This window comes from Ottowia sp. SB7-C50 (genome assembly GCF_033110285.1).
Lineage (GTDB): Bacteria > Pseudomonadota > Gammaproteobacteria > Burkholderiales > Burkholderiaceae_C > Ottowia.
The window spans coordinates 686904-712724 of sequence record NZ_CP136995.1; the positions used below are offsets into that span (position 1 = coordinate 686904).

The following is a 25821-nucleotide window of genomic DNA, read 5'->3' on the forward strand; positions in this document are numbered from 1 at the left end:
ATGAATCTCGATTTTTCGCTTGTCAACTGGGACCTGATCCAGGGCTTCATCCTCAAGGGGCTGTGGTTCAGCATCACGCTGACCATCGTGGCCACGCTGGGCGGCATCTTCTTCGGCACCATCCTGGCGCTGATGCGACTGTCGGGCAAGAAGTGGCTTGACGTGCCGGCCGCCATCTACGTCAACGGCATGCGCAGCGTGCCGCTGGTGATGGTGATCCTGTGGTTCTTCCTGCTGGTGCCGTTCATCATCGGGCGGCCCATCGGCGCCGAGTATTCGGCCTTCATCACCTTCATCGCGTTCGAAGCCGCCTACTTCAGCGAGATCATGCGCGCCGGCATCCAGTCGATCCCGCGTGGCCAGGTGTTTGCCGGGCAAGCCATGGGCATGACCTACAGCCAGAACATGAAGCTGGTGATCCTGCCGCAGGCCTTCCGCAACATGCTGCCGGTGCTGCTGACGCAGACGATCATCCTGTTTCAGGACACGTCGCTGGTGTACGCCATCGGTGCCTACGACTTGCTCAAGGGCTTCGAGACCGCCGGCAAGAACTTCGGCCGCCCGATCGAGATGTACCTGCTGGCGGCGGTGCTGTACTTCATCATCTGCTTCTCGCTCTCTTATGTCGTGAAGCGGCTGCACAAGAAAATCGCGATCATCCGGTGAACATTCCCCTGAGTCGCTTCGTGCCTTCCTCCTTTGCTGCGCGAGGGGGGCAACGCCAGTCGCCGGCACAGGTCCGGCGACGGCGTTCGCTGGCTGCAGCGTGAACTGACCGTCAATTGAGTCGACTGGATTCACTAATCCAACGCTCCATCCCCTAAGGAGAAAAAAATGGCAGACCACATGATCCAAATCCGTGAAGTGTCCAAGTGGTACGGCCCGGTCCAGGTGCTGAACAACTGCTCGGTCAACATCAACAAGGGCGACGTGGTGGTGGTGTGCGGGCCGTCCGGCTCGGGCAAGTCCACCCTGATCAAGACCGTGAACGCGCTGGAGCCTATCCAGAAAGGCGAGATCATCGTCAACGGCGTCAAGGCCAGCGACCCGGCCACCGACCTGCCGAAGCTGCGCAGCAAGGTGGGCATGGTGTTCCAGCACTTCGAGCTGTTTCCGCACCTGTCCGTCACCGAGAACCTGACGATTGCTCAGGTCAAGGTGCTGGGTCGCAGCCTTGACGAAGCCAAGACGCGCGGCCTCAAGATGCTCGACCGCGTGGGCCTGATGGCGCACAAGGACAAGTTTCCCGGCCAGCTGTCGGGCGGCCAGCAGCAGCGCGTGGCGATTGCCCGCGCGCTGTCGATGGACCCGGTGGTGATGCTGTTCGACGAACCCACCTCCGCGCTCGACCCCGAGATGGTCGGCGAGGTGCTGGACGTGATGGTGGGCCTGGCCAAGGAAGGCATGACCATGATGGTGGTCACGCACGAAATGGGCTTTGCCCGCAAGGTGGCCAACCGCGTGATCTTCATCGACGTCGGCGGGCGCATTCTGGAAGACTGCACCAAGGAAGAGTTCTTCGGCAACCCCGAGGCGCGCCAGCCGCGCACCAAGGACTTCCTGAACAAGATCCTGCAGCACTGAGCGCACGCGGCGCGCGTCGCACAACGAAGGACGGCCAGGCGCCGTCCTTTTTTTCATGGCCGCCGCATGCCTGCCGCCCCGGGCGCGGGCGCGCGGCCGCGGCTCAGGCGCCGCGGGATGAGGGCAGATCGATCACCAGTTGCGTCTGCGTGACCGCGGCGCACAGTTTGCCTTCGGCGTCGCGCACCTCGGTCTGCCAGACGTGCGTGCCCCGGCCGCGGTGCAGCGCGACGGCGTGGCCGCTCACGGTGCTGCCGGCGCGTGCACCCCGGATGAACTTGGTGCTCGAATCGGTGGTGGTGGTCTGCTGCCCCGCTGCGAGGCTCATCACGGTGCCGATCGCCCCCAGCGTATCGGCAAACGCCATGTACGCGCCGCCGTGCAGGATGCCGCCGGCCGTACACAGATCGGGCCGCACCTGCATCTCGGCCCGCACTTCGTCCGGCGATGCGACGAGCAGGCGCACGCCCATCAAGCCGGGGAAAAGTGGCGCCAGCAGTGCCTGCAGCGCCGTGACGTCGGGGCGGAGCGGGATCGGTCATGGGCGGCCCCTGGATGGCAGTTCGCATGACAAGGCTTATACCGATTTGCGGCGAACGGCGCAGCGCTGTGGAAGCTTTCGTCGTTCAGGATGCGCCGTCGACCTTCACCGCTGTCCCCACCTTCGCGGGGGGGCAGGCACTATCGCAGGGACAGAGGCAGATCGCTATGCACGGCTGGCTCGCGTGGCTCGTACATCAAGCCCCGTCCGAAGGCCGCGGCGCAGGCCATCCGAGCGAACGCCATGCCCGGGCCCGCGCCGGGCATCGGCGCTGTCCCCCTCCGGCAAGAGAGGGGTAAGCCGCGTCAGCGGCTCAGGGGGGTGCTTACTTCTTCCGCGCCGCGATTGCCTTCTCGGCCGCGTTCACCAGATCGGCGCCGACCTGGCCTTTCCACTTGTCGTAGATGGGGCGCGTGGCCTTGACGAAGGCGTCGCGCTCGGCGGGGGTCAGGTGCGTCACCGTCACGCCCATGCCGGCGATGTCCTTCAGCAGCGGCTGGCCGGGTTCGTTCATGCCTTTGCGGGCGATCAGGATCTGTTCCTTGCCGGCTTCGATGGCGGCCTGGCGCACGAGTTCGCGGTCGGCTGGGGTCCAGCTGTTCCAGATTTCCTTGTTGACCACGAACACCAGCGGGTCGGCCACGTAGCCCCACATGGTCAGGTACTTCTGGCCCACGGTGTGCAGCTTGGCGGCGGTGAAGATGCTCATCGGGTTTTCCTGCCCGTCCACCGCGCCGCTGGCCAGCGCGGGCTGCGCGTCGGCCCAGCTCATCTGCGTCGGGTTGGCGCCCAGCGTGGTGAAGGTTTCCAGGAACAGCGGCGAGCCGACGACGCGGATCTTCAGGCCTTTCAGGTCGGCCGGCGTCTTGACCACGTGCTTGGAGTTGGTCAGCTCGCGGTAGCCGTTCTCGCCCCAGGCCAGCGGCACCACGCCGGCCTTTTCGAGCGTGGTGAAGATGTCCTTGCCGACCTGGCCTTGCGTCAGCGCGTCGATGGCGGCGTAGTCGGGCATCAGGAAGGGCAGCGAGAACAGGTTGAGCTGCTTGACCTGCGGCGACCAGTTGATGGTGGAGCCCACGGCCATGTCGATCACGCCCTGGCGCAGCGCGCTGAATTCACGCGTCTGGTCGCCCTGGATCAGCGACACGCCGGGGTACAGCTTGATGTTGATGCGGCCGTTGGTCTTTTCGCGCACCTTGTTGGCCCAGATTTCTCCGCCCTTGCCCCACGGGAAGGCCGGGCCGACCACCAGCGACAGGCGGTATTCGGACTTGTAGTTCTGCGCCGCGGCGGGCAGCGCGAAGGTGGCGCCGGCCAGCGCGGTGGCGGCAGCGGCAAAGGCCAGCAGAGTGCGGCGAAGTTTCATGGTTACGGTCTCCTTCATCAAATGAACTACAAAAATAATAGCTGCCTGCGCTTGTCTATCCAGCGCCAGCGGCCAAAAACACTTAAATCTGTCAGTACCCGAGCACGCGGGGCAGCCACAGCGCCAGCTCGGGCCAGATGATGACGGCCACCATCACCAGGCCCATGGCCAGCAGCATGGGGCCGACCCAGCGCACGGTTTCTTCCATGCGCACCTTGGCAATGCGGCAGGACACCATCAGGTTGACCGCCAGCGGCGGCGTGAACTGGCCCAGCGCCACTTTCAGCGTCAGCAGCACGCCGAACCATACCGGGTCCCAGTTGTAGTGCTGGACGATGGGCCACAGCAGCGGCACGAAGATCAGGAAGATCGACACGCCGTCCAGGAACATGCCCACGGTGATCAGCATCAAGATCAGCAGCGCCAGCACGCCGTATTCGCCCAGGCCCGAGTTGACGATGGCGCGCGTGATCGGGTCGATCACGCCCAGCGTCGACAGCGAAAACGCGAAGATGCCCGCCAGCGACACCACCAGCAGGATCACCGCAGACAGCTCGCCCGATTCCTTGAGGATGGGGAACAGGTCGCGCAGCGTCATCGTGCGGTGCACGAACATGCCGACGAACAGGCCGTAGAACACCGCCACCACGGCCGCCTCGGTCGGCGTGAACCAGCCCATGCGCATGCCGCCCAGAATCAGCACCGGCGCGGCCAGGCCCCAGATGGCCTCGACGAAGCTTTTCAGTAGCGGCGGGCGCGGCAGCGACGATTCCAGCTGCCCCATGCCGTGCTTGCGCGCCATCCACACCGCCGGCACGATCAATGCAATGCCCGCCAGCACGCCCGGCACCATGCCCGCCGCAAACAGCGCCGGCACCGACGCGCCCGGCACCAGCACCGAATAGACGATGAAGGCCACGCTGGGTGGAATCAAAATGTCGGTGGCCGCCGCCGCGCCCACCACGCTGGCCGAGTAGCTGGCCGGGTAGCCGGCGCGGTTCATGGCCGCGATCATCACCGCGCCCACCGCCGCCGCGTTGGCGGGGCCAGAGCCGGAAATGCCGCCCAGGAACATCGCCACGCAAATGGCCACCAGCGGCAGCATGCCGGGCCCGCGCCCCACCAGCGCGATGGCAAAGTTGACCAGCCGCTGCGCCACGCCCGAGCGGTCGAAGATCGAGCCGACCAGCACGAACATGGGAATCGCCAGCAGCGGGTACTTGCCCAGGCCGGCGTAAAAGTTCTGCGGCACCGCCAGCAGCCCGAACCAGGGCGCCTCGGCATTGGCCAGCGCAATGGCCGCCGCGCCCGCCAGGCCCAGCGACGCGCCGATCGGCACGCCGAGCAGCATCGTGACGATAAAAACGGCGAACAGCAGCGTCGCGATCATGATTCGGCACTCCCCCCTGAGGCGCTGACGCGCCTTCCCCCCTCTCCGTGGGGAGGGGGGACAACGCCAGTGTCCGGCACAGGTCCGGCCACGGCGTTCGCTGGCACGGCCTGCTCCGCGGCCACCTGCGCCCTGGTGCGCTGCTCGCTGCTGTTGTCGTGAATCACGGTGCCCGCTCCTCGGCCCGCACCTCGGGCGATGTGGGCAATTCGCCGCTGTCCGCCGCGGGCTGGCCGCCACGCAGCATCAGGCCAACCGCACGCAGCATGATGGCCACGCTCAGGATCGGCAGCCACATCGTGTACCACCACTGCGGCACGCCAATGCCGGGCGAGGTCTCGCCGTACTGCACGTCGTCCCACAGCACGCGGGCCGACAGCACGGCGATCAGCCCGAACAGCAGCGCCACCATGGCCGCGCCAAACTTGGCCAGCGCACGCTGGCGCGCCTCGGGGCCGCTGTCGGCAAAGTATTCGATGCGGATGTGCCGGTTGCGCGCCACCGCGGCCGAGCCGGCCACCATCGACAGCACGATCATCAGGAACACCGACACCTCTTCCGTCCACGCGAACGAGGCATTGGTGAAGTAGCGCACCAGCACGTTGGCGAAGGTGATGCACGCCAGCAGCGCCATGATGATGACTGTGAGCCAGTCTTCAACGGCCAGCGGCACGCGGGTGGGGGCGCCGGCATCGGCGGGGGGCGGGGCGCCGGGCGCCGTGTCGGGGGTGGGTTGGGACATGAGCAAACGGGGCCGCTCGCGGGCGGTACGGGCCAACAAACAGGCGGCGCCACAGGTGCGGCGCCGCCAAGGGGCCTATGTTAAGGCAAGGCTGACCAGGCCTCTCGGGGCGCTGGCGCCTGTGGACGGCGGCCTGCGGCGTTGCCCATCCTCGCCATGGCCCATGGCTGCGCTTTGCGCCTGGCTGCCCACCTAAAGCCCAGCGCCGGCAGTCACGGCGACTGGTGCAGCGTCACCTGGATGCCACCAGCAGTGGCCGCCGCGCGGGCAAAACGGTATCATCGCCCCATGCAACCCTTGAGCGACCTGATCCTGCACGCCCGCGCGGCGCGTGGTGGGTCGCGCGTGCCCACTGTCTTTTCGTCGGCGCGGACCCAGGCGGTCCGACGTGCGCGGCCATCCGCCGCACCCCGCTGAGCCCGACGACCCATCCGCCTCCCATCGCTCTGACTAGAGCGCAGCGCCCCCGGATCGTCGGGCCAACCCGCCGCGGCGCCGTTTCCCGTTTTTCACGTTTCCGTCGATGACCTGCGCATGAGCAGGTAGGGCGCTCCCCGAGCGCATCGAATTCCAAGGAGCCTGCCATGTCACCTGCCGCCAATTTCCACCGCACCATCACCGATCTGGACCACGTGCGCATCTTCAACCTGCTGCGCCGCCAGGCCGCGGCCGGCTCGGCATCCGACCACGCCAGCGTGCTGGCCGAGGTGATCGACGCCGCCGACCAGGTGCGCCCGCAAGAGATCGCCGGCGACGTGGTCACCATGTATTCCAAGCTGCGCGTGGCCGACCCGGCCGGCGGTGACGAGCGCAGCGTCACGCTGGTCTACCCGCCCGACGCCGACGCCGCGCAGGGCATGATCTCGGTGCTGTCGCCGCTGGGCACTGCGCTGCTGGGCGTTCGCGTCGGTGAAGTGGCGCACTGGCAGGGCGCCGACGGCAAGCCCGGCGCCTTGACCGTGCTGGCCATCGAATTCCAGCCCGAAGCCAGCGGCGACTACACGGCCTGAGCGCCGCTGCGCTCCCGACCAGGCTCCTGCTGTGCCGCTGGCGCGGCTTCCCCCGGCCGGGTCGATCCAGCGTCCGGGCCTAGGAGTCTGCGCGGCAGAAGGTGCGTCGGCTGCAACGCGCGAGAAAACGGTCCATCGCGGCGCTACCTCCGGCGCCCATAGCCCGGCTATGGGCTTGTCGGTAGACCGAAGCTGTCCTCGTTTTTCGCGCGTTTCGCTTCGACGCCTTCTACCGCGCAGACTCCTAGCCCGTTCCGCGACCGTTTGAACACGGGCCATCGTCCTGCGCCGATGGCGTGTGGTTTCGGCGGTGGGCGGTGGGACAATTCGCGGCATGAGCACTGCCGCGCAAACCCTCACCCTTACCCGACCCGACGACTGGCACCTGCACGTGCGCGATGGCGCCGCGCTGGCCAGCGTGGTGCCGCACACCGCGGCGCAGTTTGGTCGCGCCATCATCATGCCCAACCTGCGCCCGCCCATCACCACGGCGGCGCAGGCGCTCTCCTATCAGGAGCGCATCCGGCAGGCCGTACCTGCGGGCGTGGCCTTTGAGCCGCTGATGACGCTGTACCTTACCGACAACACGCCGCCCGACGAAATCGCCCGTGCCGCCGATGCGGGCGTGGTCGCGCTCAAGCTCTACCCCGCGGGCGCCACCACCAACAGCGACGCTGGCGTCACCGACATCCGCAAGACGTACAAGACGCTCGAAGCCATGCAGCGCGCCGGCCTCAAGCTGCTGGTGCACGGCGAGGTGACGGACGCCGACATCGACCTGTTCGACCGCGAGGCCGTGTTCATCGACCGCGTGATGATTCCGCTGCGGCGCGACTTCCCTGCACTGAAGGTCGTCTTCGAGCACATCACGACCAAAGAAGCAGCGCAGTACGTGCAGGGCGCCGACGCCCACACCGCCGCCACCATCACGGCGCACCACCTGCTCTACAACCGCAACGCCATCTTCATCGGCGGCATCCGCCCCCATTACTACTGCCTGCCGGTCCTCAAGCGCGAAGTGCACCGCCAGGCGCTGGTGCACGCCGCCACCAGCGGCAGCCCCCAGTTCTTTTTAGGCACCGACAGCGCCCCGCACCCCGCCCACCTGAAGGAACACGCCAGCGGTTGCGCGGGTTGCTACACGGCCCACGCGGCCTTGGAGCTGTATGCCGCCGCGTTCGAAGCCGCGGGTGCGCTGAACCAACTGGAAGGCTTTGCGTCTTTCCACGGGCCGGACTTTTATGACCTGCCGCGCAACACCGGTACCGTGACCTTGAAGCGCGAAAGCTGGACCCCGCCCGAGAGCTATCCCTTTGGCGACGCGACGGTCAAGCCGCTGGCGGGCGGCGAGCCGCTGGCCTGGCGTCTGGTCTGACGGCCAGGCAGCGTCTTTTCCCAAGACAACCGCGCACCAACCCTCGTCTATAGATCATTGTCAGCTACATATTGTGTAGCTGAATGCCTCACAAAACGGCACCGCCGTTGTCAGGGCGATGTTCCGAATGCGGCGCCACCAGGTCCAGCCGCGCACATCCCCAACGTGACGGGTACCGCCTGCGCCAGCTCGTGCTGATGTTGCGCCAGCGCACTGCCGCAGGCAGCGTCAATCGACTGGAAGGTTGCAGCAGCAGCGACCAAAACGCGACCCGGGGCACACCCCTGTCGGCGCCCACCGAACCTGGAGATGACCCCTCGCAATGCCACCGCCCATGCAGTGTGTCGGGCATGGCAACGCGGCAGCGTGTGGCACGATTGGGAGGCGATGGCAACGGACGGCATTCCGGGCGCGTGGGCGCCCCCCCGCAATCGACTGGGGCGCGCCCTGGTGCGCCCCGCTGGGCGCGCACGGCGGGGCTGCGCTGGCGCGCTGGGTGGCGGGTCAGCCGGTGGCCGATGCGCTGAACGCCGCGGGTGCCGCGCCGGTGCGCTTCGTGCCCCAGTCGGCGCTGCCGGAAGGGCAGGCCTACGAGCACTTCATCTTCACCCAGCGCGCGGTGCCCACGCGCGACAACCTGCACGACTTTTTCAACGGCTTGATGTGGTGCACCTTTCCGCGCACCAAGCTGGCGCTGAACGCGCTGCAGCACGCCGAGATCGCGCGCGACGGCGTGCGTGCCACGCGCGGCCCGGTGCGCGACGCCGCCACCGTGTTCGACGAGAACGGCGCCCTGCTGGCCGCGCCCGACGCGCTGTGGCAGGCGCTGGCCGCGCGCCGCTGGGCCGATCTGTTCGGGCCGCTGCGCCCGTTGTGGCGCCAGGCGCGGCTGTGGGTGTTTGGCCACGCGGCGCTCGAAAAACTGGTGTCGCCCTACAAATCGATCACGGCGCACGTCCTGCAAGCGCCGGCTGCTATTGAAACGATAGAGCAGGCCGATGCCTGGCTGGCCGGCTGGCTGACGGCCGAGCGGCTGGCGCCCAAGCCCTTCGCGCCGCTGCCGGTGCTGGGCGTGCCGGGCTGGTGGGCCGCCAACGAGGACGCGGCGTTCTACTACGACGCCACCGTGTTTCGCCCGGCGCGGGCGCCCGCGGCCCCGCGGTCGGCGGTGCGCTGATGCGCTCGCGCCGCCAAGGCGACGCTGAACAAGTCCCCGTGGATGCTGGCGCTGTGGTTGGGGATGGGCTGCCAGGTGCAAACCGCAGCGATGGCGTGGACCATGGCGAGGACTTGCAACGCCGCAGACCGCCCCAATCCACAGATGCCAGCGCCGCGAGGGGACTGTTCAGCGTCGCCTTAAGGCAGCGCCGCGTCCCACGCCGCCCAATCGACCGGCGCCTGCGTGTCGATCACCAGCGCGTGCGCGGCCTCGGCCGGTATGAGCGGCTCGCGGTGGGCCAGCTGGCTGGCCAGCACCGACTCGCCCGCTTCGGACGCGTCACCGCCTGCCGCCTCGCGCTGTCGCACGCGCTCGCGCAGCACGGCTTCAGGCGCGTCGAAGGCCAGGATGCGCCACGGCACGCCCAGCGATTCGGCCAGCGCGATGAAGGGCGCGCGGCGCGCTGCACGAATGAAGGTGGCGTCGACCAGCACCGGCTGGCCGGCCTGCAGCGCGCCGCGTGCCACATCCGCCAAGCGGACAAACACGCGGTCGCTGGTGGCTTCGTCGTAGATGCCGCCGGGCACGCTGGCGCTGCTGACGTGCGGCGCCAGGCCGAACAGGCGCTTGCGCTCGACGTCGGCGCGCACGCGCACCAGCCCGCGCTGCTCGACCAGCGCCTGCGTCTGGCTGCTCTTGCCCGAGCCGCTGACGCCCATCGTCAGCGCCAGCCAGGGGCGGCGCGGTGCGGCCAGGCGCGTGGCCAGATCGACGTAGCGCGCCGCTTCGTCGGCCGCCCCGTCGGCACCCTGCGCCGCGCGCAGCGCCGCCACCTTGGCACGCACCAGGGCGCGGTAGACGGCGTCGTACGGCAGCCGCGCGACGGCGCCGAAGTCGCCGGTCTGCTCCAGCCAGGTGTTGAGAAAACGCCACGCCAGCGGCGCCAGCCCATGCGCGTGCAGGTCCATGAACAGAAAGGCGATGTCGCATGCGGTGTCGATCCAGCGCAGGCGCGGGTTGAACTCGATGGCGTCGAACAGGACCGGGCGGCCGTGCAGCCACAGCAGGTTGCCCAGGTGCAGGTCGCCGTGGCCTTCACGCACGTGGCCGGCGGCGCGGCGCGCGGCCATCAGCGGGGCCAGGCGCGTGGCTTCGGCCTGCGTCCACTGCTGCAATTTCAATAGCTGCTCGCGCTGTCCAGACAAGCGCTGGAGGCCTGAAAGAGGCATGAAATTGTCCTGCGCCAGCTGGGCCAGGGTGGCCGCATCGCCATACGGGCTGTCCGGTGGCGCGACGTCGCTGCGCGCCTGAAAGGCGGCGATCTCGCGCGCCAGCGCGTCGATGTGGGCGGCGCGCAGTTCGCCCCGCGCTGCGCGGCCCGCCAGCAGCGCGTCGGCCGGAAAGCGCCGCATGTGCACGGCCCAGTCCATCGGCGGGCCGCTGCCGCCGATCTGCGGCGCGTCGGGCGGTCCGGTGACGGGCACGACGCCCAGGTACAGGTGCGGCGCGGTGCGGCGGTTGATGCGCAGCTCTTCTTCGCAGGCGGCGCGGCGTTGTTCCAGGCTGGCGAAATCGACGAAATCGAGCTTGAGGGGTTTTTTCAGCTTGTAGGCCTCGTCGCCCGCCAGCAGCAGCCAGGAGAGATGGGTTTCGATCAGCTCGGTGCCGGCGCCGAGCGTGCGGCGCAGGGCGGCGATCAGGGGCGCGGACACGTGGTCAGCCCTCACCCCAACCCTCTCCCAAGGGGAAAGGGCGCCCTACCGGGGGCAGGCTCGTCACAGCGTGGCGGCCAGTTGGCGCAAGAACTTCTCGCACTGCACCAGCTGGTCGGCCTCGACAAACTCGTCCGGCTTGTGCGCCTGCTCGATGGAACCCGGCCCGCATACCACGGTGGGGATGCCGATGCCCTGGAACAGCCCGGCCTCGGTGCCGTAGGCGACCTTGCGCACGCTCTGGTCCTGCGTCAGTGCGCGCACCAGTTGCGTGATGGCGGCCTGCTCGCTGGCTTCCAGCCCCGGCGCGCCCGAGGCGCGTTCGATGTCGATGCGCGCGGCGGGAAATTCGCGCTGCATGCGGGGCAGCAAATCGTCTTGCACATAGCGCTCGATGCGCTGCTGGATGCCTTCCCACGGCTGCAGCGGCAGGTTGCGGAATTCGTAGCTGAACTCGCACGCCTCAGGAATGGTGTTGACCGCGATGCCGCCGCTGATCTGGTTGGTGGTGATGGTGGTGTAGGGCACGTCGTAGTGCTCGTCAAACGGCCCTTCGGCGCGCCAGGCGTCGGCCAGGTCGCGGATGTGGCAGATCAGCCGCGCCGCGTATTCGATGGCGTTGCAGCCCTGCGGCGTCAGCGACGAATGCGCCGCCCTGCCGTGCACCCGGCAGCGGTACAGGTTGAGCCCCTTGTGCGCCACCACCGGCTTCATCGACGTCGGCTCGCCCACCACGCAGCCGTCGACGCGGATGCCGCGCTCGCGCAGTTCGGCCAGCAGAAAGGGCGCGCCCAGGCAGAACACCTCTTCGTCGTACGACAGCGCCAGGTGCAGCGGCTTGCTGCGCGGCTGCGCCATGAAGTCGGGCACCAGCGCCAGCGCGGTGGCGATGAAGCCCTTCATGTCGCAACTGCCGCGCGCGTACAGCTTGCCGTCTTTTTCGGTCAGCTTGAAGGGGTCGGTGGCCCAGTTCTGGCCGTCCACGGGCACCACGTCGGTGTGGCCCGACAGGGCGATGCCGCCCTGGGTGGCACCGTCCTGCGCCGGCAGGGTGCAGAACAGGTTGGCCTTGGTGCCTTCGGCGTTCAGGTTGAGCCACGGATCGAGCCCGTGGCCCCTGAGCGCGTCGCGCACGGTCTCGATCAGGCCGAGGTTGGAGTTGCGGCTGGTGGTGTCGATGGCCGTCAGGCGGTCGAGCCAGGCGAGGGTGTTCATGGCGGTGGCAGCAGGGTGGCAAAGGGCCAGTTTAGGGCCAGCTGCGCAAAATAAGAGCCGCTTTTTGCCGATCAGGCGGGAACCGCGGGGGCTTGAATATGCTCCAATCGCGCGTACTTTGTAGGCAACATGCAAGGGTTGCCCGGCCAACCCGCCCAAAAACGCACTTTTCACCGAGGGAACCCGATGAAGCGCATCCTCCTGTTCGTCCTGACCAACATCGCCGTCATGGCCGTGGTCGGGCTCGTGTCCAGCCTGTTCGGGCTGGGCCGCTATACCGGCACCAATACCGGCCAGCTGATGATCTACGCGCTGGTGGTGGGCTTTACCGGCTCCATCATCTCGCTGCTGATGAGCAAGTCCATGGCCAAGATGACCATGGGGCTGAAGGTCATCAACCAGCCGGAGAATGCCGACGAAGCCTGGATCGTCGAGACCGTGCGCCGGTTCGCCGACCAGGCCAAGATCGGCATGCCCGAAGTCGCCATCTACGAGGGCGACGCCAACGCCTTCGCCACCGGCGCGTTCAAGAATTCGGCGCTGGTGGCCGTTTCCACCGGCCTCCTGCGCGGCATGACGCGCGAAGAGGTCGAGGCCGTCATCGGCCACGAAGTGGCGCACATCGCCAACGGCGACATGGTGACCATGGCGCTGATCCAGGGCGTGATGAACACCTTTGTGGTGTTCGCCAGCCGCGTGGTCGGCTCCATCGTCGACAACGCGCTCAGCCGCGGCGAAAACCGCAGCGGCCCCGGTGTCGGCTACTTCGTGACCACGGTGGTGCTCGATATCCTGTTCGGCTTCCTGGCCGGCATCATCGTGGCCTGGTTCTCGCGCCAGCGCGAATTCCGCGCCGACCGCGGCTCGGCCCAGATGATGGGCAGCCCGCGCAACATGATCAACGCCCTGGCGCGCCTGGGCAACATGCACGCCGAAGGCCAGGACATGCCCAAGAACCTGCAGACCATGGCCATCGTCGGCAACATCGGCAAGCTGTTCGCCACCCACCCGCCGATGGAAGAGCGCATCGCCGCGCTGAAGGCGCAGCAGGGCTGAGATTGAGGTAAAAAGTGCCGCCTGCGCTTGTCCATCAATCGCAGGCAGCTATAAAAACCGCAGCGACCGAAAGGCGCTGCGGTTTTTTTTATGCGCCGCCGGAATCTGCGCCCAGCACTGCCCGCGCCACCGCCTCGCCCACCTTGATGCCGTCGATGCCCGCCGAAAGGATGCCGCCGGCGTAGCCCGCGCCTTCGCCGGCGGGGTACAGGCCGCGCACGTTCAGGCTCTGAAGGTCATCGCCGCGGCCAATGTGCACGGGCGACGAGGTGCGCGTCTCGACGCCCGTCAGCACGGCGTCGGGCGTGTCGTAGCCGCGGATCTTGCGCGCGAAGGCCGGTAGCGCTTCGCGCATGGCCTCGGTCACGAAGTCGGGCAGCGCGGCGTGCAGGTCGGTCCAGTGCACGCCGGGCTTGTAAGACGGCTCGACCTCGCCCGGCGCGGTCGACGGCCGCCGCGCCAGGAAGTCGCCCACGCGCTGCGCCGGGGCGGCGTAGCTGGCGCCGCCCAGCCGGTAGGCGGCCGCTTCCAGCTGGCGCTGCAGCACGATGCCCGCCAGCGGGTGCACTTGGCCCTCGGCCAGCCGCTCGGCGCCCAGCGTGTCGCCAAAGGCGTCGATGAAGTCCTGCGGCGCGCGCGGGTAGTCGGCCGGGTCGATGCCGACCACCATGCCGGCGTTGGCGTTGCGCTCGTTGCGGCTGTACTGGCTCATGCCGTTGGTGACCACGCGGCCCGGCTCGCTGGTGGCCGCCACCACCGTGCCGCCGGGGCACATGCAGAAGCTGTAGACCGTGCGCCCGTTGGCCGCGTGGTGCACCAGCTTGTAGTCGGCCGCGCCCAGCAGCGGGTGGCCGGCGTGGCGGCCCCAGCGCGCGCGGTCGATCAGGCCTTGCGGGTGCTCGATGCGCACGCCAATCGAAAACGGCTTGGCCACCATGTCCACGCCGCGGCGGTACAGCATCTCGAAGCTGTCGCGCGACGAATGGCCCAGCGCCAGGACGACGTGGCGCGCGGGCAGCCGGTAGCGCTCGCCGTTCTGAAGGTTTTCGACCTCCAGCGCTTGCAGGGACTGCGCAGACAGCTCCTGATTCAATAGCACATCGACCACGCGCTGCTGAAAACGAATCTCGCCGCCCAGCGCCGTGATCTGCGCGCGCAGGTGCTCGACCACCTTCACCAGCTTGAAGGTGCCGACGTGCGGGTGTGCGACGTAAAGGATTTCTTCTGGCGCGCCGGCGTCGACAAACTCCTGCATCACCTTGCGCCCCAGATGGCGCGGGTCGCGCACCTGGCTGTACAGCTTGCCGTCGCTGAACAGGCCGGCACCGCCTTCGCCGAACTGCACGTTGCTTTCGGCGTTCAACTGGCTGCGCCGCCACAGGCCCCAGGTGTCCTGCGTGCGCTCGCGCACCGGCTTGCCGCGCTCCAGCACGATGGGTTTCAGCCCCATCTGCGCCAGCACCAGCGCGGCAAAGATGCCGCAGGGGCCGAAGCCGACGACCACGGGACGCTCGCCGCTCCAGCCCGGCGGTGCGGTGACGGGCGCACGCCACGCCATGTCGGGCGTGGGCTGCACGTGCGGGTCTTTGTCAAAGCGCGCCAGCAGATCCGCCTCGCTCGCGGAATCGGCCAGTTCGACATCGACGATGTACACCGCCAGCAGATCGGCCTTGCGCGCGTCGAAGCTGCGTTTGAAGACGGTGAGCCGCGCGATGGCGGCTTCGGGCAACTGGAGTTTGTGCGCCGCGGCGGCGCGCAGCGCGCTGTCAGGCGCTTCGGCCTGCGCCAGCGGCAGGCGGAGTTCGGAGAGGCGGATCATGGCTTGTGGCGATCAAGCAAAAGGCCATGATAGCCATCCTCCGCGCGCGATCACGCCGGCAGATACCCCTCGACCGACAGATAGCGCTCGCCCGTGTCGTAGTTGAAGCCCAGCACGCGCGTGCCCGTGGGCAACTCGGGCAGCTTCTGCGCAATCGCCGCCAGCGTGGCGCCGCTGCTGATGCCGACCAGGATGCCTTCTTCGCGCGCGCTGCGCCGGCCGTATTCGCGTGCGGCCTCGGCTTCGACCTGGATCACGCCGTCCAGCACGCCGGTGTCCAGGTTCTTGGGGATGAAGCCGGCGCCGATGCCCTGGATGGGGTGCGACGCGGGCGCGCCACCGCTGATGACGGGCGACTGCGTCGGCTCGACGGCAAATACCTTCAAATTCGGCCATTTCGCCTTCAGCGCGCGCGCGCAGCCTGTGATGTGGCCGCCGGTGCCGACGCCGGTGATCAGCACGTCCAGCCCGTCCGGGAAATCGGCCGCGATCTCGGCCGCCGTGGCTTCGTGCGCGGCGATGTTGGCGGGGTTTTCGAACTGCTGCGGAATCCAGGCGCCGGGCGTTTGCGCGGCCAGCTCTTCGGCGCGGGCGATGGCGCCCTTCATGCCTTTTTCCTTGGGCGTCAGGTCGAACGTGGCGCCATAGGCCAGCATCAGGCGGCGGCGCTCCACGCTCATGCTGTCGGGCATGACCAGGATCATCTTGTAGCCCTTGACGGCCGCCACCATGGCCAGGCCGACGCCGGTGTTGCCGCTGGTCGGCTCGATGATGGTGCCGCCGGGCTTCAGCTGGCCGGCTTTTTCGGCCGCTTCGATCATGCCCAGCGCAATGCGGTCCTTGATCGAGCCGCCGGGGTTGGCGCGCTCGCACTTGACCCACACGTTGGCGCCTTCGCCAAAGAGGCGGTTGATGCGCACGTGCGGCGTGCGACCTATGGTCTCGAGAATGTTGTTGGCTTTCATGCGGGTCTCCGGGTTGCGGTGTCGATGGCGCATTCTGGCGCAAGCCTTCGACGCGAACGCGCATATGGATATGCGCGGATAATTCACCCCGTGAAGCCCGCCAGGCCGCCGCTGGTGCAAGTCTCGAAAGAGCGCACTGGAGGAACGTCCGGACTGCACAGGGCAGCGCAGGAGCTAACGGCTCTCCACCGTGAGGTGAGGATCAGAGCAACAGAGACGAGCCGATTGAGTTCGGGTGAAACGGGCAATCTCTGCGCGCAGCAACACCAAGTAGGCCAGCGTTGACTTGACCCGAGGAGCTGGCGGGTAGGTGGCACCGAGCCGGGTGGGCGACCCCCGGCCCAGATTGATGGCGGTCACGTTGCGGGCAACCGCGGCGCACAGAATCCGGCGTATCGGCGGGCTTCACACCTTTTTTCAGGCCATACCTGCGCACCGGTTTGGCTCAATGTGAACATTGGGCTGGCGGGCGCGCCAGTCCAATCGGGACCCAGCCATGGTCACATGGCAGCACCGCTACAGGGCCGATGTCAACCTTGGGCCCAATCGTGGCTCAGCTGCGGCCTCGTCATGTTGCATAATTGCAACCAAGCCTTAAAAAAGTAACGTAGATTTAACCCAATTTCGTTACATTTCACCGCTATCCACTTGTTTTGCGCAAGGCGGAATTTTTTGGATCGGCGCTTGTGCCAAAAGCTCAAACCGGGGGTGAACACCATATGCAAGCCGTTGTTTTGCGTCTACTAGGCCGCGTTTTTTGCGCGATTCATCTGCCCGGCACATCGCGGGGCCACAGCAAGATGCTGACGGGTGTGCGTGCCGCGCTGGCGCGCCCGGTGTCCTGGCTGCTCGCGCTTGTGCTGGCAGCAAGCTTTCCCGCGCACGCCGCCAGCTTTACGGCCGTGGGGTCATTTCCCGCTGCCATCCCGAACAACGACACCACAGGCGTAAGCCGCACATTCAACGTCAGCGGCGCCACAGGCACTCTTGCCAGCATCAGCGTGGCGGTGGGCCTGACCCACACCTACGCGGGTGATGTGCGGCTGCGCCTGGTGGCGCCCAATGGCACGGGGTTTGATTTGGTGAACAGAATTGGCCGGACTTCTTCTGGTTTTGGCGACGATTCCGAATACCGCACAGCCTACACCTTTGTCGACGAAAACTTCGTCGGCGCTGGAGATATTTGGGCTGCGGCGGCTGGTGTTAGCCCTGGCGCCGTTATACCCGGTGGCAATTATCGGACCACCGGGTCAGGCAGCAGCGCGGCCACCAATCTGCTGGCGGCGTTCTCAGGCCTGAACGTGGCACAAATCAATGGTAATTGGAGTCTGCAGGCATATGACCTGGCGCCAGGGGATACCGGACGCGTTACAAGCGCGGTCTTGACGCTGACCTTCGCCAAGGCCAACCAGACCATCACCTTCAATACACAGTCTGGCCAGACCTACTCGCCCGGTGGCACGTTCAACATCAGTCCGGTGGCCACCGCCTCCAGCGGCCTGGCGGTCAGCTACGCTGTGAGCCCGAACACGGTGTGCACGCTGGGCTCTGGCACCACGGTCAACATCGTCGGTGCCGGCACCTGCGCGATCACTGCCAGCCAGGCCGGCAACGCCAATTACAACGCTGCCGCGTCGGTCACGCAGAACGTGACCATCGCCAAGGCCAACCAGAGCATCACCTTCGGTGCACAGCCTGGCCAGACCTACTCGCCCGGTGGCACGTTCAACATCAGTCCGGTGGCCACCGCCTCCAGCGGCCTGGCGGTCAGCTACGCTGTGAGCCCGAACACGGTGTGCACGCTGGGCTCTGGCACCACGGTCAACATCGTCGGTGCCGGCACCTGCGTGATCACCGCCAGCCAGGCCGGCAACGCCAATTACAACGCTGCCGCGTCGGTCACGCAGAACGTGACCATCGCCAAGGCCAACCAGAGCATCACCTTCGGTGCACAGCCTGGCCAGACCTACTCGCCCGGTGGCACGTTCAACATCAGTCCGGTGGCCACCGCCTCCAGCGGCCTGGCGGTCAGCTACGCTGTGAGCCCGAACACGGTGTGCACGCTGGGCTCTGGCACCACGGTCAACATCGTCGGTGCCGGCACCTGCACGATCACCGCCAGCCAGGCCGGCGATGGCAACTACAACGCTGCCACGCCGGTCGCGCAGAACGTGACCATCGCCAAGGCGGCGCAGACGCTCACGTTCCCCGCGCAGACCCCGGCGCGCCGGACATTCGTTGACGGCGGCACGTTCAGCATCAACCCGGTGGCCACCAGTGCAAGCCCCAATTCGGGCAGCGCCATCGCGTACAGTTCGCTCACGCCGCTTGTGTGCACTGTGAGCGGCACCACGGTCAGCATGCTGAAGCCCGGCACCTGCACGCTCGCGGCCGATCAGGCGGGCGATAGCAACTATCTGGATGCCCCGCAGGTCACACAAGACGTGGTGATCGTGCCTGCGCCCACGGCCATTCCGACGCTCAGCGAGTGGGGCCTGATGCTGATGGGTCTGCTGGCGGCTGGCTTGGGCGCGCGGCGCCTGCGGCGACTCTAAGCAACGGGCCAGGGGCCAGGGCGCTCGCCGGCCGTGACGGGCGCCCGCTTGACCATCCAAGCGATGGGCGGGCGCGTGCAGTTGCTTTGAACAAGTGCGCTATCGGCCCAGATGCGAGGCCAGATATAGCCACGTTAAGCTTGAAGCTGCTTCACCACCATCGTGCCAGCCCGTAACGCCATCGCTCAGCCCGGCTGCAGCTTGCGGTCCGGCGCCTTCCCGCCCCAAGTGTGCAGCACGCGCCACGGTCGCAGAGGGCTGAACCAGTCGGCGCGCGGGCGGTTCAGCAGGTGCGCTGAGGGGCCCTTTATGGGTGAATCGCGTGTCTTCTTGGCTGACCGTAAAGCAGGTGATTGGCGCGCGATTCAGCGCATTTTTTTGCCAAGTTCGGGCGCCATACAAATTGTGACGAGTGGCTATGCTGGATGCGCTTCCAGCACGGGATCGATCCTGTTTACTCACCGAAGCCTCATCAAAGCATGCCGATCTGGACTGATTCTTCTGTGGCTGGTGCTGGGGGTTGTGAGCACTGCCTCGGCTATGCAGATTTTTGTGAGAACCCCCACCGGCAAAACCATCACCCTGGAAGTCGAGGCCAACGACACGATTGAAAACGTGAAGGCCAAGATACAGGACAAGCAGGGCATCCCGCCTGATCAGCAGGGATTGTTTTTTGCGGGCAAGCAACTGGAAGAAGGCCGCACGCTCGCCGACTACAACATTCAGAAGGAATCCATACTGGATTTGGTGCTCCTGACACAAGCGGCCGTGCCCGCGCTGAGCGCGTGGAGCCTGTTGCTGCTGGGTGTGCTGGCCGCGGGATTGGGCGTGCGTCGACTGCAGCGCCGGTAGCGATCACGTCAGCCGCACCGGTCGAGCGTGCGGACGATGGTTGGCGCCTGAGCCACGGCGTTTGTCGTGTTGTACGCTCAAAACTTGAAGTCAAAAACGGCGCCAGTGCTCATTGAAGAAAGCGCGACTTGCTTCAAAATAGATAGCGAATTCTAGGTTGCCGGGCAGCCGGTCGGACGGCCAGATCTGAGCGCCTCTGCGCGCCCCGCGGTGTCTGGGTGGGTGCTGAACCAGTCGAGGTCACGCTCGCGCGCTGCGGGCTTCGATGGCTCGGCCGGGGCGCTGGCGCCGGGCCTGTCGCCGCCCGGGCGCATCTTTTCGGCCATCTGCCGCTCGATGCCCAGCAGCAAGTCCGCCATGGGCGCGGTGGGCAGGCCGGCTTTCTTCATCATGGCGATGGCGTAGCAGTCGGATTCGGTCTCGTGGCCGCGCCGGTAGGCCAGCCCGGTCAGCAGCGAAGCGCCGGTGGACACCAGCGTCGACACGTCACCCAGCGCCAGGCCCAGGCCGATGTTGAGCACGCCCTGCTCGACCACCATGCGCGTGGTGTGGCGGTGCTGCACGTGGCCGATTTCGTGCGCCAGCACGCCCCACAGCGCGTCGTCGCCGGTGCCGGGGATGGCGCGCGCCTGCTCGACCATGGCATCGGTCATCACCACCGTGCCGCCGGGCAGGGCGAAGGCGTTGGGCGGCATGCCGGAGCGGAATTCGAGCTTGAGCGGCGGCCGGTAGCCGGGGTAGCGCTGCAGGCCGGGGCCGACCAGCGCGGCCAGCCGGTCGAAGCCGGCACGCAGCTCGGCCTGGCGCTCGGGCGGCAGCTGGCTGGGCTTCAGGTGGCTGCCGTCCAGCTCCTGCAGGGCCTGCGCGGTCAGCGCCTGCTCCCAGCGCAGCGGTACGTGGCGCGTGATCTGTGTGGCGGCCCAGGGTGTGCCCCAGCGGTAGAAGGCCCACACGCCGATGCCGGCCATCAGCAGCACGGCCAGCAGCACCTTCCACTTCGTCTGCATGCGTTCGGCCAGCGAAGGCCGGTGGCCCGCCTGGGCCAGCGCGGCCTGCCAGCCGGCGACGTCGTCGACCTGCAGGCTGCCATGCGCGCGCAGGTCGACCATCACGCGGGGCGGTGGCTGGCGCGTGCCCCAGCGCTCGGGCCAGCCGACCTGATGCGAGGTCAGGTCCAGCGCCTCGCCCGCGCCGTCGAGCGCACGCAGCTGCAGGCGCGTGCCGTCGGGGTCGGGCAGCAGCCGCACCCTCGCCGGCCGCGCGCGCGAACTGCGCCCGTCGAACCATTGGGCGGAAAGGGGCTCGGGCTGTTCAGTTGGACGCATGTCAGCGCGGCACAACGGCCATGGCGCAACCGAAGGCCGCGGAGCAGGCCACGCGGGGACACCCGCGGCGCGGGCTTGGCCCGGCGGCTGGGTGCGCCCCCGGCGAGGGGGGTGGCGCAACAGCGCGCAGCGCGTGGAGGCTAGGACTGGACCTCATCATCCGATCACATCCAGTCCCAGCATGTCCGCCGCCGCATCGCCAAACGCGCCTTGCTGCTTGACCAGTTCGCCGGCCAGCTGGTCGGTGCCGCCCTTGAGGTACAGCGTGACCGACCGCACCTTGGCCGCGTATTCGCTGACCAGGGCGAACGGCCGGTAAAAGCCGAAGGTCAGCAGCGTCAGCAGCAGATTCCTGGTGCGCAGCCACACGTAGCCGGCGGTGCGCAGGTCGGTCTTGCTGCGCGCGATCTGGCTGATGCCGACGTTGTTCCACACCAGCTGAAACAGGCGCGCCTCGCGGTAGGCGCGCGCCGGCACGCTGGCCAGCACGGCCGCCAGCAGCACGCCCAACAGCGCCAGCAGGGCCAGCAACAGCATGCCGCCCAGGCTGCCGGCGTCGCCCATCGTCCTGCGCAGCACGGCGGCCGACCCGCCCGTGACCGCCGCTCCTGCCAGCGCGAGCAGCAGCACCGTCAGCAGAAAGAAGCCCGCCGTGGCCAGCCACACGCGCACGAAGTCGGCGTAGCGCGGCTTCCAGTGGCCCACCTGCCCGCCGATGCGCGCGCGCGCCACCAGCAGGCGGCGGTAGTTGAATTCCAGCCGGATCACGCACAGCAGCGTCAGCACCGCGCCCAGCGCCATCAGCCCCAGCGTGGCGCGGCCCAGCGCGGGCAGTGGCGTCACGCTGCCCGGCTGCTCGGCAATGCCGGTGGGCATGGCGGGCGACAGCGCCGCGGCGGCGAAGAACAGCACTGTCCACAGCGCGGCGATGGCAAACGCCGGCCAGCTGGCGACGTACACCTCTTTCCATTTCGCGGTGAAGGCCAGCCGTATGCCGCGCCAGCGCGTGGCACCCAGCCTAAAGCGCATGGCACTGGCCCACAGAAACGGCGCCAGCAGCGCAAAGCCGAACATCAGCAGGCTGGCCGCGAGCTGCTGACCCGTTTCAACCGCCAGCTGATACGACAGGTACAGGCCTGCAAACGCCAGAAACCCGAACACCATGCGCCGCTGCTCGGCCACGAACTCCAGCGGGCTGCCGGCCACCTGCGTGTGGCTGTAAAAGTACTGCGCTGTGCGCCGCCGCGCCCAGGGCGTGTACAGGCCCAGCGTGACGATGGACAGCAGCACGTTGACGATCCAGACGCGGAAATACTCGCGGCCCGAGCCGGTGAACAGGGTCCGGTGCGCGTGGATGCCGGGCGGCAGCGCGTGCGCGGTCGGCGGTCGGTCGGCGGTGGTCGCCATGATGCGTGGATGGGGTGCGTGGGCCTGGCTGCGCAGTGTAGCCACCGGCCGCCGACCCGCCGCGCGCGCGTCAGTCGTTGCCCGGCTGCGCGGCCTGCAGCCGCTCGACGTGCGCCAGCAGTGAGCGCTTGGCCACCGGCCAGACGCGCGGGGGCACATCGTCGTAGGCCTTGGCGACCCAGTCGTCCAGCGTGCCGTCGGGGTGTGCCTGCATCACGGCCAGCACCTTGGCTTCGCGCGCGAGGCGGTGCTTCTTGAGCTGCGCGATGACCTGGCGCGCGCTGCCCAGCACGTGGCCGTGGGCGGGCAGGATGAAATCGGCGCCGTGTTCGGCGCAGGCAGCGTCCAGCTTGTCCAGCGAATCGAGGTAGGCCGTCATGTCGCCGTCGGGCGGGTCGATGACGGTGGTGCTGCCGTTCAGGATGTGGTCGCCCGAAAACAGCAGGCCGTCTTCCTGCAGCATCAGGCACAGGTGGTTGGCGGCGTGGCCGGGCGTGTGGATGACGCGCAGGGTGTGGGTAATTTCGCCTTCTGGCGCTTGCCCAGTCAGCGTGAGCAGCTCATCATTTTGTAGCGCACGGTCGGGCATGAACTGGCTGTTGGCGCGCGCCGTGGGCTGCGAAGGCAGGCCCAGGATGGGTGGCGGCGGCGTGCACAGCGCCTGCAGCGGCTGGGCGCCGGGCGAATGGTCGGCGTGCGAATGCGTGCAGACGATGTACCTGATCTGCCCGCCCGCCGCGCGCCACAGGCGCTCGATGTGCGCCGCGTCGGCGGGGCCGGGGTCGATGGCGACGTAGCCGGTGCGCGGGTCGCCCACCAGGTAGCTGTTGGTGCCGGGGCCGGTCATGAAGCCGGGGTTGGGCGCGGTCAGGCGCTGCACGTTCTTCAGCAGCTGCACCGGCTGGTCGGTCTGCCAGTCCAGCGTGTGCAGCTGCTGGCCATCGGGGCTGACCAGTTCCAGCTCGCCGAAGGGCGCTTCGTGCTCCATGTAGCGCGCGTCCTTGCCGGCCAGCCAGCCGGCGCGGGGGCAACTGGTCCACAGCGGCTGTTCGCTGGCGCAGGCGGCGATGACGGCGTCGACGCTGGGGTAGTCCTTCAGCCGCTGCAGCGTGCGGATGGTGGGGAAGATGATGAAGAACTGCCCTGCCTCGTGCCGCGCCAGCGCGTCGGCCGGGCGCACCCACACGGGCTCGAACTGCTCGGCCTCGTCGGCCACCGGGGTCTGGCCTTCAGGCATGCGCGCCACGAGAAAGGGCACGTCGAAGCGGCGCGGCAGGTCGCGGTCGGTGATCCAGTGCGCCAGCACGTACACGTCGGCCGCGGCCAGCCGAAGGCCGCGCGCGGTGCACTGCGGCACGAAGGGCGCGTGGCGGTCGAGCGCGGCGATGTCGTTAGCGCCGGCCGGCGTGCCGTCGGCGTGGCGCGCCAGCAGCACGCCCAGCTCTTCAAAGCTTTCGCGGATGGCGGCGATGGCCTGCGTCAGGTGGGTGTCGCCCTGGGTCGGGCGGCGCGTGGCGTGCGGATGCGCCTGCGCGTCCGCCGCGTCAATGCCGCCGCCGGGGAAGACATAGGCGCCGGGCGCGAAGCTGGCGGTGAGCGAGCGCCGCGTCATCAGCACCTCGACGCCTTGAGCGCCGTCGCGCAGCAGCAGCACGGTGGCGGCGGGCAAGGGGGGGGCGCGGGATCACGCTGCGGGTGCAAAAGCTGGCTGGATCGGGGCATGCGCCGATTATGGGATCGCCCGGCGCCCGGCGCTGTCACCGGCAATCACTATAAAAAACAGAGCGGCTGGCGCTTGTCCTATAAGCGCCAGCCGCTGATTTGGTTCAGATTTTGGCTTCTGGACTGCTGCGACCTTGCCGGTGGTCGCGGCCCCCGTTTCCCTCCAAAGGCCGCGGAGCAGGCCATGCCAGAGCACCCGTGGCCGGACCTGCGCCGGCCACTGGGTGCGTCCCCCCTCTGGGGGGAAGGCGCCGCAGGCGCCACAGGGGGGGTCAAATATTCCGATGCACCACCGGCGTCTCCGGCACCGGGTAGCCCGCTGAGCCGAAGGTCTCGACGATGGCCCTGTTGGTGTCGAAGTAGACCTGCCAGTAGTGGTCGGTGTGCGTATAAGGGCGCACCGCCAGCTTGGGGCCTTCGGGCGTGAATTCCAGGATGTCGACTTCCGGCGCCGGGTCCTGCGCCACGTTGGGGATGGCGGCCAGCACGGGCTTCAGGCGCGCGATGGCGTCCATCGGGTTCACGCTGTTGGCGACCTTGGCCACGCAGTCGACGCGGCGCACGGGCAGGGCGCTGTAGTTCTGGATGTTGTCGCCGAACACCTTGCCGTTGCCGACGATGGTGGTCACGTTGTCGGGCGTGACGATGGTGGTGCCGAACAGGCCCAGTTCCTTCACCGTGCCGGTCACGCCGCCGGCCTGGATGAAGTCGCCCACCTTGTACGGCCGCAGCACCTGCATGAACACGCCGGCGGCAAAGTTGCCCAGCATGCCGCTCCAGGCCGCGCCAATCGCCAGGCCCGCGCCGGCCAGCAGGGCGGCGAACGACGTGGTGCGGATGCCGAAGATATCCAGGATCGCCAGGATCAGGACGATGTTCAGCACCACCGCGATGATGGACTTGAGGTAGTGCGCCAGCGTGGCGTCGATCTTGCCGCCGCGCTCGAAGCCCTTGCCGATCAGGCCCACGGCCAGGTTGATCAGCCAGCGGCCGATGACCCATGCGATGATGGCCGTGGCCAGCTTGATGCCGAAATCCACGCCCTGCGTGGTGATGAAGTTCCAGATGTCTTGGGTGTTCATGGTCGTCCTCCGCCATTGAAAAGGTCAGCGCGCGACTGTGCCACGACGCAGCGCCAGCGCACACCTTGCATCGCTGCGCTTGTGACTTTCATCACGGCGATGGCGTAAAAAAGTTCTTGTTCTTATGCGGCGGCGGGGTTGAGGAACGCGCAAAATCGGGGTCAGATCAGGATTTGTCCATGTCACGCTTGCCTCGCCTCACCGTTCCTGGCTACCCGCATCACGTCATCCAGCGTGGCAACAACCGCCAGCCGATCGTTGTCGATACCGACGACCGGCAGCGCATGCTGGACGAGCTGCGCGAGCATGCCCAGGCGCAAGGCGTCGCGGTGCATGCCTATGTGCTGATGGACAACCACCTGCACCTGCTGGTCACGCCCGACGCGGCCGACAGCCTGCCGCTGATGATGCAGGGCGTCGGCCGGTCTTACGTGCGCTGGTTCAACCGGCGCCACGGTCGCAGTGGCACGTTGTGGGAAGGGCGCTACCGCAGCACGCTGATCGAGGCGGAGCGCTATCTGCTGGCCTGCATGGCCTACATCGATCTGAACCCTGTGCGCGCCGGCATGGTGGCGGCCGCCGCCGACTACCGCTGGTCGAGTCACGCACACCTGGTCGGCCTGCGCCACGACCCGCTGGTGACGCCCCACCCGCTGTACTGGCAACTGGGCAATACCCCGTTCGCCCGCGAGCGGGCGTATGCCGACCTGGTGGCCGCCGGTCTGGCGCCCACCACCCGCCAGGCGATTGCCGGCGCGGCGCACAGCGGCTGGGCGCTGGGCAGCGACGCCTTCATTGCCGACCTGCAACGGCGCACGGAACGCAGGGTGGTCAAGGCAGCGGCGGGAAGGCCGGTTGGAAAAGCCGAGTAAAAGCGGCCGCTGCGCTTTTCCCTCAAAGCTTCTTAGCTATTAAATTTGATTTGTCCCCAATTAAATTTTCGT

The 25821-nt window shown here is 67.7% G+C and carries 20 protein-coding genes, 1 other RNA gene and 1 pseudogene; 10 read left to right on the top strand and 12 right to left on the bottom strand.

What is annotated here, in order from left to right:
* Entirely contained in the window at positions 1-666 is a 666-nt protein-coding gene (locus R0D99_RS03285) for an amino acid ABC transporter permease (RefSeq protein WP_317749956.1), read from the top strand.
* 180 nt (positions 667-846) lie between these two features.
* Complete coding sequence (locus tag R0D99_RS03290) at positions 847-1584, top strand: amino acid ABC transporter ATP-binding protein (RefSeq protein WP_317751191.1); 738 nt, start codon at positions 847-849, stop codon at positions 1582-1584.
* Between the two features lie 103 nt (positions 1585-1687).
* Here R0D99_RS03290 and R0D99_RS03295 read toward each other — a convergent pair whose 3' ends face one another.
* From R0D99_RS03295 to R0D99_RS03310, 4 genes are all read right to left on the bottom strand, one after another.
* Positions 1688-2056 (bottom strand): PaaI family thioesterase, encoded by a 369-nt coding sequence (locus R0D99_RS03295; RefSeq protein WP_317751192.1) that lies wholly within the window; start codon positions 2054-2056, stop codon positions 1688-1690.
* Between the two features lie 394 nt (positions 2057-2450).
* Positions 2451-3491, bottom strand: a complete 1041-nt coding sequence (locus tag R0D99_RS03300) for a DctP family TRAP transporter solute-binding subunit (RefSeq protein WP_317749957.1) — start codon at positions 3489-3491, stop codon at positions 2451-2453.
* 91 nt (positions 3492-3582) lie between these two features.
* Complete coding sequence (locus R0D99_RS03305; protein WP_317749958.1) at positions 3583-4881, bottom strand: TRAP transporter large permease; 1299 nt, start codon at positions 4879-4881, stop codon at positions 3583-3585.
* 163 nt (positions 4882-5044) lie between these two features.
* On the bottom strand, positions 5045-5623 hold the full coding sequence (locus R0D99_RS03310; RefSeq protein ID WP_317749959.1) for a TRAP transporter small permease: 579 nt from the start codon (positions 5621-5623) through the stop codon (positions 5045-5047).
* A gap of 584 nt (positions 5624-6207) precedes the next feature.
* Here R0D99_RS03310 and rnk point away from each other — a divergent pair.
* The 3 genes from rnk to R0D99_RS03325 all read left to right on the top strand — a co-directional run bounded on the left by rnk (position 6208) and on the right by R0D99_RS03325 (position 9185).
* Positions 6208-6633, top strand: a complete 426-nt coding sequence (rnk, locus tag R0D99_RS03315; protein ID WP_317749961.1) for a nucleoside diphosphate kinase regulator — start codon at positions 6208-6210, stop codon at positions 6631-6633.
* Positions 6634-6967: 334 nt separating this feature from the next.
* Positions 6968-8008 carry a dihydroorotase gene (pyrC, locus tag R0D99_RS03320; RefSeq protein WP_317749962.1) on the top strand — a complete coding sequence of 347 codons (1041 nt, stop codon included), beginning with the start codon at positions 6968-6970 and terminating at the stop codon, positions 8006-8008.
* 376 nt (positions 8009-8384) lie between these two features.
* The gene (locus R0D99_RS03325) at positions 8385-9185 is read left to right on the top strand and encodes a DUF3025 domain-containing protein (RefSeq protein ID WP_416366018.1); all 801 of its coding nucleotides are present in this window, start codon (positions 8385-8387) and stop codon (positions 9183-9185) included.
* A 179-nt stretch (positions 9186-9364) separates the two neighbouring features.
* Here R0D99_RS03325 and R0D99_RS03330 read toward each other — a convergent pair whose 3' ends face one another.
* Both R0D99_RS03330 and argE read right to left on the bottom strand, forming a co-directional pair.
* Complete coding sequence (locus tag R0D99_RS03330; RefSeq protein WP_317749963.1) at positions 9365-10879, bottom strand: AAA family ATPase; 1515 nt, start codon at positions 10877-10879, stop codon at positions 9365-9367.
* Positions 10880-10942: 63 nt separating this feature from the next.
* Complete coding sequence (gene argE / locus R0D99_RS03335; protein ID WP_317749964.1) at positions 10943-12094, bottom strand: acetylornithine deacetylase; 1152 nt, start codon at positions 12092-12094, stop codon at positions 10943-10945.
* 186 nt (positions 12095-12280) lie between these two features.
* Between argE and htpX the strand changes: the two genes are divergently transcribed.
* The gene (gene htpX / locus R0D99_RS03340; protein ID WP_317749965.1) at positions 12281-13150 is read left to right on the top strand and encodes a protease HtpX; all 870 of its coding nucleotides are present in this window, start codon (positions 12281-12283) and stop codon (positions 13148-13150) included.
* A gap of 88 nt (positions 13151-13238) precedes the next feature.
* On the opposite strand, the gene R0D99_RS03345 is transcribed toward htpX, so the two are convergent.
* Positions 13239-14969 carry an NAD(P)/FAD-dependent oxidoreductase gene (locus tag R0D99_RS03345; protein WP_317749966.1) on the bottom strand — a complete coding sequence of 577 codons (1731 nt, stop codon included), beginning with the start codon at positions 14967-14969 and terminating at the stop codon, positions 13239-13241.
* Positions 14970-15019: 50 nt separating this feature from the next.
* Positions 15020-15934, bottom strand: a complete 915-nt coding sequence (cysK, locus tag R0D99_RS03350) for a cysteine synthase A (protein WP_317749967.1) — start codon at positions 15932-15934, stop codon at positions 15020-15022.
* A gap of 92 nt (positions 15935-16026) precedes the next feature.
* Here cysK and rnpB point away from each other — a divergent pair.
* The 3 genes from rnpB (at position 16027) to R0D99_RS03365 (ending at position 19341) form a co-directional block, all read left to right on the top strand.
* Positions 16027-16345, top strand: an RNA gene (gene rnpB / locus R0D99_RS03355) — RNase P RNA component class A.
* A 308-nt stretch (positions 16346-16653) separates the two neighbouring features.
* Complete coding sequence (locus R0D99_RS03360) at positions 16654-18489, top strand: IPTL-CTERM sorting domain-containing protein (protein ID WP_317749968.1); 1836 nt, start codon at positions 16654-16656, stop codon at positions 18487-18489.
* 330 nt (positions 18490-18819) lie between these two features.
* On the top strand, positions 18820-19341 hold the full coding sequence (locus R0D99_RS03365; RefSeq protein WP_317749969.1) for an IPTL-CTERM sorting domain-containing protein: 522 nt from the start codon (positions 18820-18822) through the stop codon (positions 19339-19341).
* Between the two features lie 152 nt (positions 19342-19493).
* Here R0D99_RS03365 and R0D99_RS03370 read toward each other — a convergent pair whose 3' ends face one another.
* From R0D99_RS03370 to R0D99_RS03385, 4 genes and pseudogenes are all read right to left on the bottom strand, one after another.
* Positions 19494-20666, bottom strand: a complete 1173-nt coding sequence (locus R0D99_RS03370) for a M48 family metallopeptidase (protein WP_317749971.1) — start codon at positions 20664-20666, stop codon at positions 19494-19496.
* Between the two features lie 156 nt (positions 20667-20822).
* On the bottom strand, positions 20823-22073 hold the full coding sequence (locus R0D99_RS03375) for a YjgN family protein (RefSeq protein ID WP_317749972.1): 1251 nt from the start codon (positions 22071-22073) through the stop codon (positions 20823-20825).
* A 70-nt stretch (positions 22074-22143) separates the two neighbouring features.
* A pseudogene (locus R0D99_RS03380) lies at positions 22144-23795 on the bottom strand (MBL fold metallo-hydrolase).
* Positions 23796-24067: 272 nt separating this feature from the next.
* Entirely contained in the window at positions 24068-24877 is an 810-nt protein-coding gene (locus tag R0D99_RS03385) for a mechanosensitive ion channel family protein (protein ID WP_317749973.1), read from the bottom strand.
* 179 nt (positions 24878-25056) lie between these two features.
* Here R0D99_RS03385 and R0D99_RS03390 point away from each other — a divergent pair, with 179 nt between their 5' ends.
* Complete coding sequence (locus tag R0D99_RS03390) at positions 25057-25749, top strand: REP-associated tyrosine transposase (protein WP_317749975.1); 693 nt, start codon at positions 25057-25059, stop codon at positions 25747-25749.
* The last annotated feature ends 72 nt before the right edge of the window (positions 25750-25821 follow it).

Excerpts from the sequence above, each read along its gene's own strand:
- R0D99_RS03310 (WP_317749959.1), bottom strand. The coding sequence starts at position 5,623 with ATGTCCCAACCCACCCCCGACACGGCGCCCGGCGCCCCGCCCCCCGCC.
- R0D99_RS03370 (WP_317749971.1), bottom strand. The coding sequence starts at position 20,666 with ATGCGTCCAACTGAACAGCCCGAGCCCCTTTCCGCCCAATGGTTCGAC.
- R0D99_RS03375 (WP_317749972.1), bottom strand. The coding sequence starts at position 22,073 with ATGGCGACCACCGCCGACCGACCGCCGACCGCGCACGCGCTGCCGCCC.
- R0D99_RS03290 (WP_317751191.1), top strand. The coding sequence starts at position 847 with ATGATCCAAATCCGTGAAGTGTCCAAGTGGTACGGCCCGGTCCAGGTG.
- R0D99_RS03345 (WP_317749966.1), bottom strand. The coding sequence starts at position 14,969 with ATGATCCGCCTCTCCGAACTCCGCCTGCCGCTGGCGCAGGCCGAAGCG.
- pyrC (WP_317749962.1), top strand. The coding sequence starts at position 6,968 with ATGAGCACTGCCGCGCAAACCCTCACCCTTACCCGACCCGACGACTGG.
- R0D99_RS03300 (WP_317749957.1), bottom strand. The coding sequence starts at position 3,491 with ATGAAACTTCGCCGCACTCTGCTGGCCTTTGCCGCTGCCGCCACCGCG.
- R0D99_RS03390 (WP_317749975.1), top strand. The coding sequence starts at position 25,057 with ATGTCACGCTTGCCTCGCCTCACCGTTCCTGGCTACCCGCATCACGTC.
- R0D99_RS03385 (WP_317749973.1), bottom strand. The coding sequence starts at position 24,877 with ATGAACACCCAAGACATCTGGAACTTCATCACCACGCAGGGCGTGGAT.
- cysK (WP_317749967.1), bottom strand. The coding sequence starts at position 15,934 with ATGAAAGCCAACAACATTCTCGAGACCATAGGTCGCACGCCGCACGTG.
- R0D99_RS03305 (WP_317749958.1), bottom strand. The coding sequence starts at position 4,881 with ATGATCGCGACGCTGCTGTTCGCCGTTTTTATCGTCACGATGCTGCTC.
- R0D99_RS03285 (WP_317749956.1), top strand. The coding sequence starts at position 1 with ATGAATCTCGATTTTTCGCTTGTCAACTGGGACCTGATCCAGGGCTTC.
- R0D99_RS03295 (WP_317751192.1), bottom strand. The coding sequence starts at position 2,056 with ATGGGCGTGCGCCTGCTCGTCGCATCGCCGGACGAAGTGCGGGCCGAG.
- R0D99_RS03360 (WP_317749968.1), top strand. The coding sequence starts at position 16,654 with ATGCAAGCCGTTGTTTTGCGTCTACTAGGCCGCGTTTTTTGCGCGATT.
- htpX (WP_317749965.1), top strand. The coding sequence starts at position 12,281 with ATGAAGCGCATCCTCCTGTTCGTCCTGACCAACATCGCCGTCATGGCC.
- rnk (WP_317749961.1), top strand. The coding sequence starts at position 6,208 with ATGTCACCTGCCGCCAATTTCCACCGCACCATCACCGATCTGGACCAC.
- argE (WP_317749964.1), bottom strand. The coding sequence starts at position 12,094 with ATGAACACCCTCGCCTGGCTCGACCGCCTGACGGCCATCGACACCACC.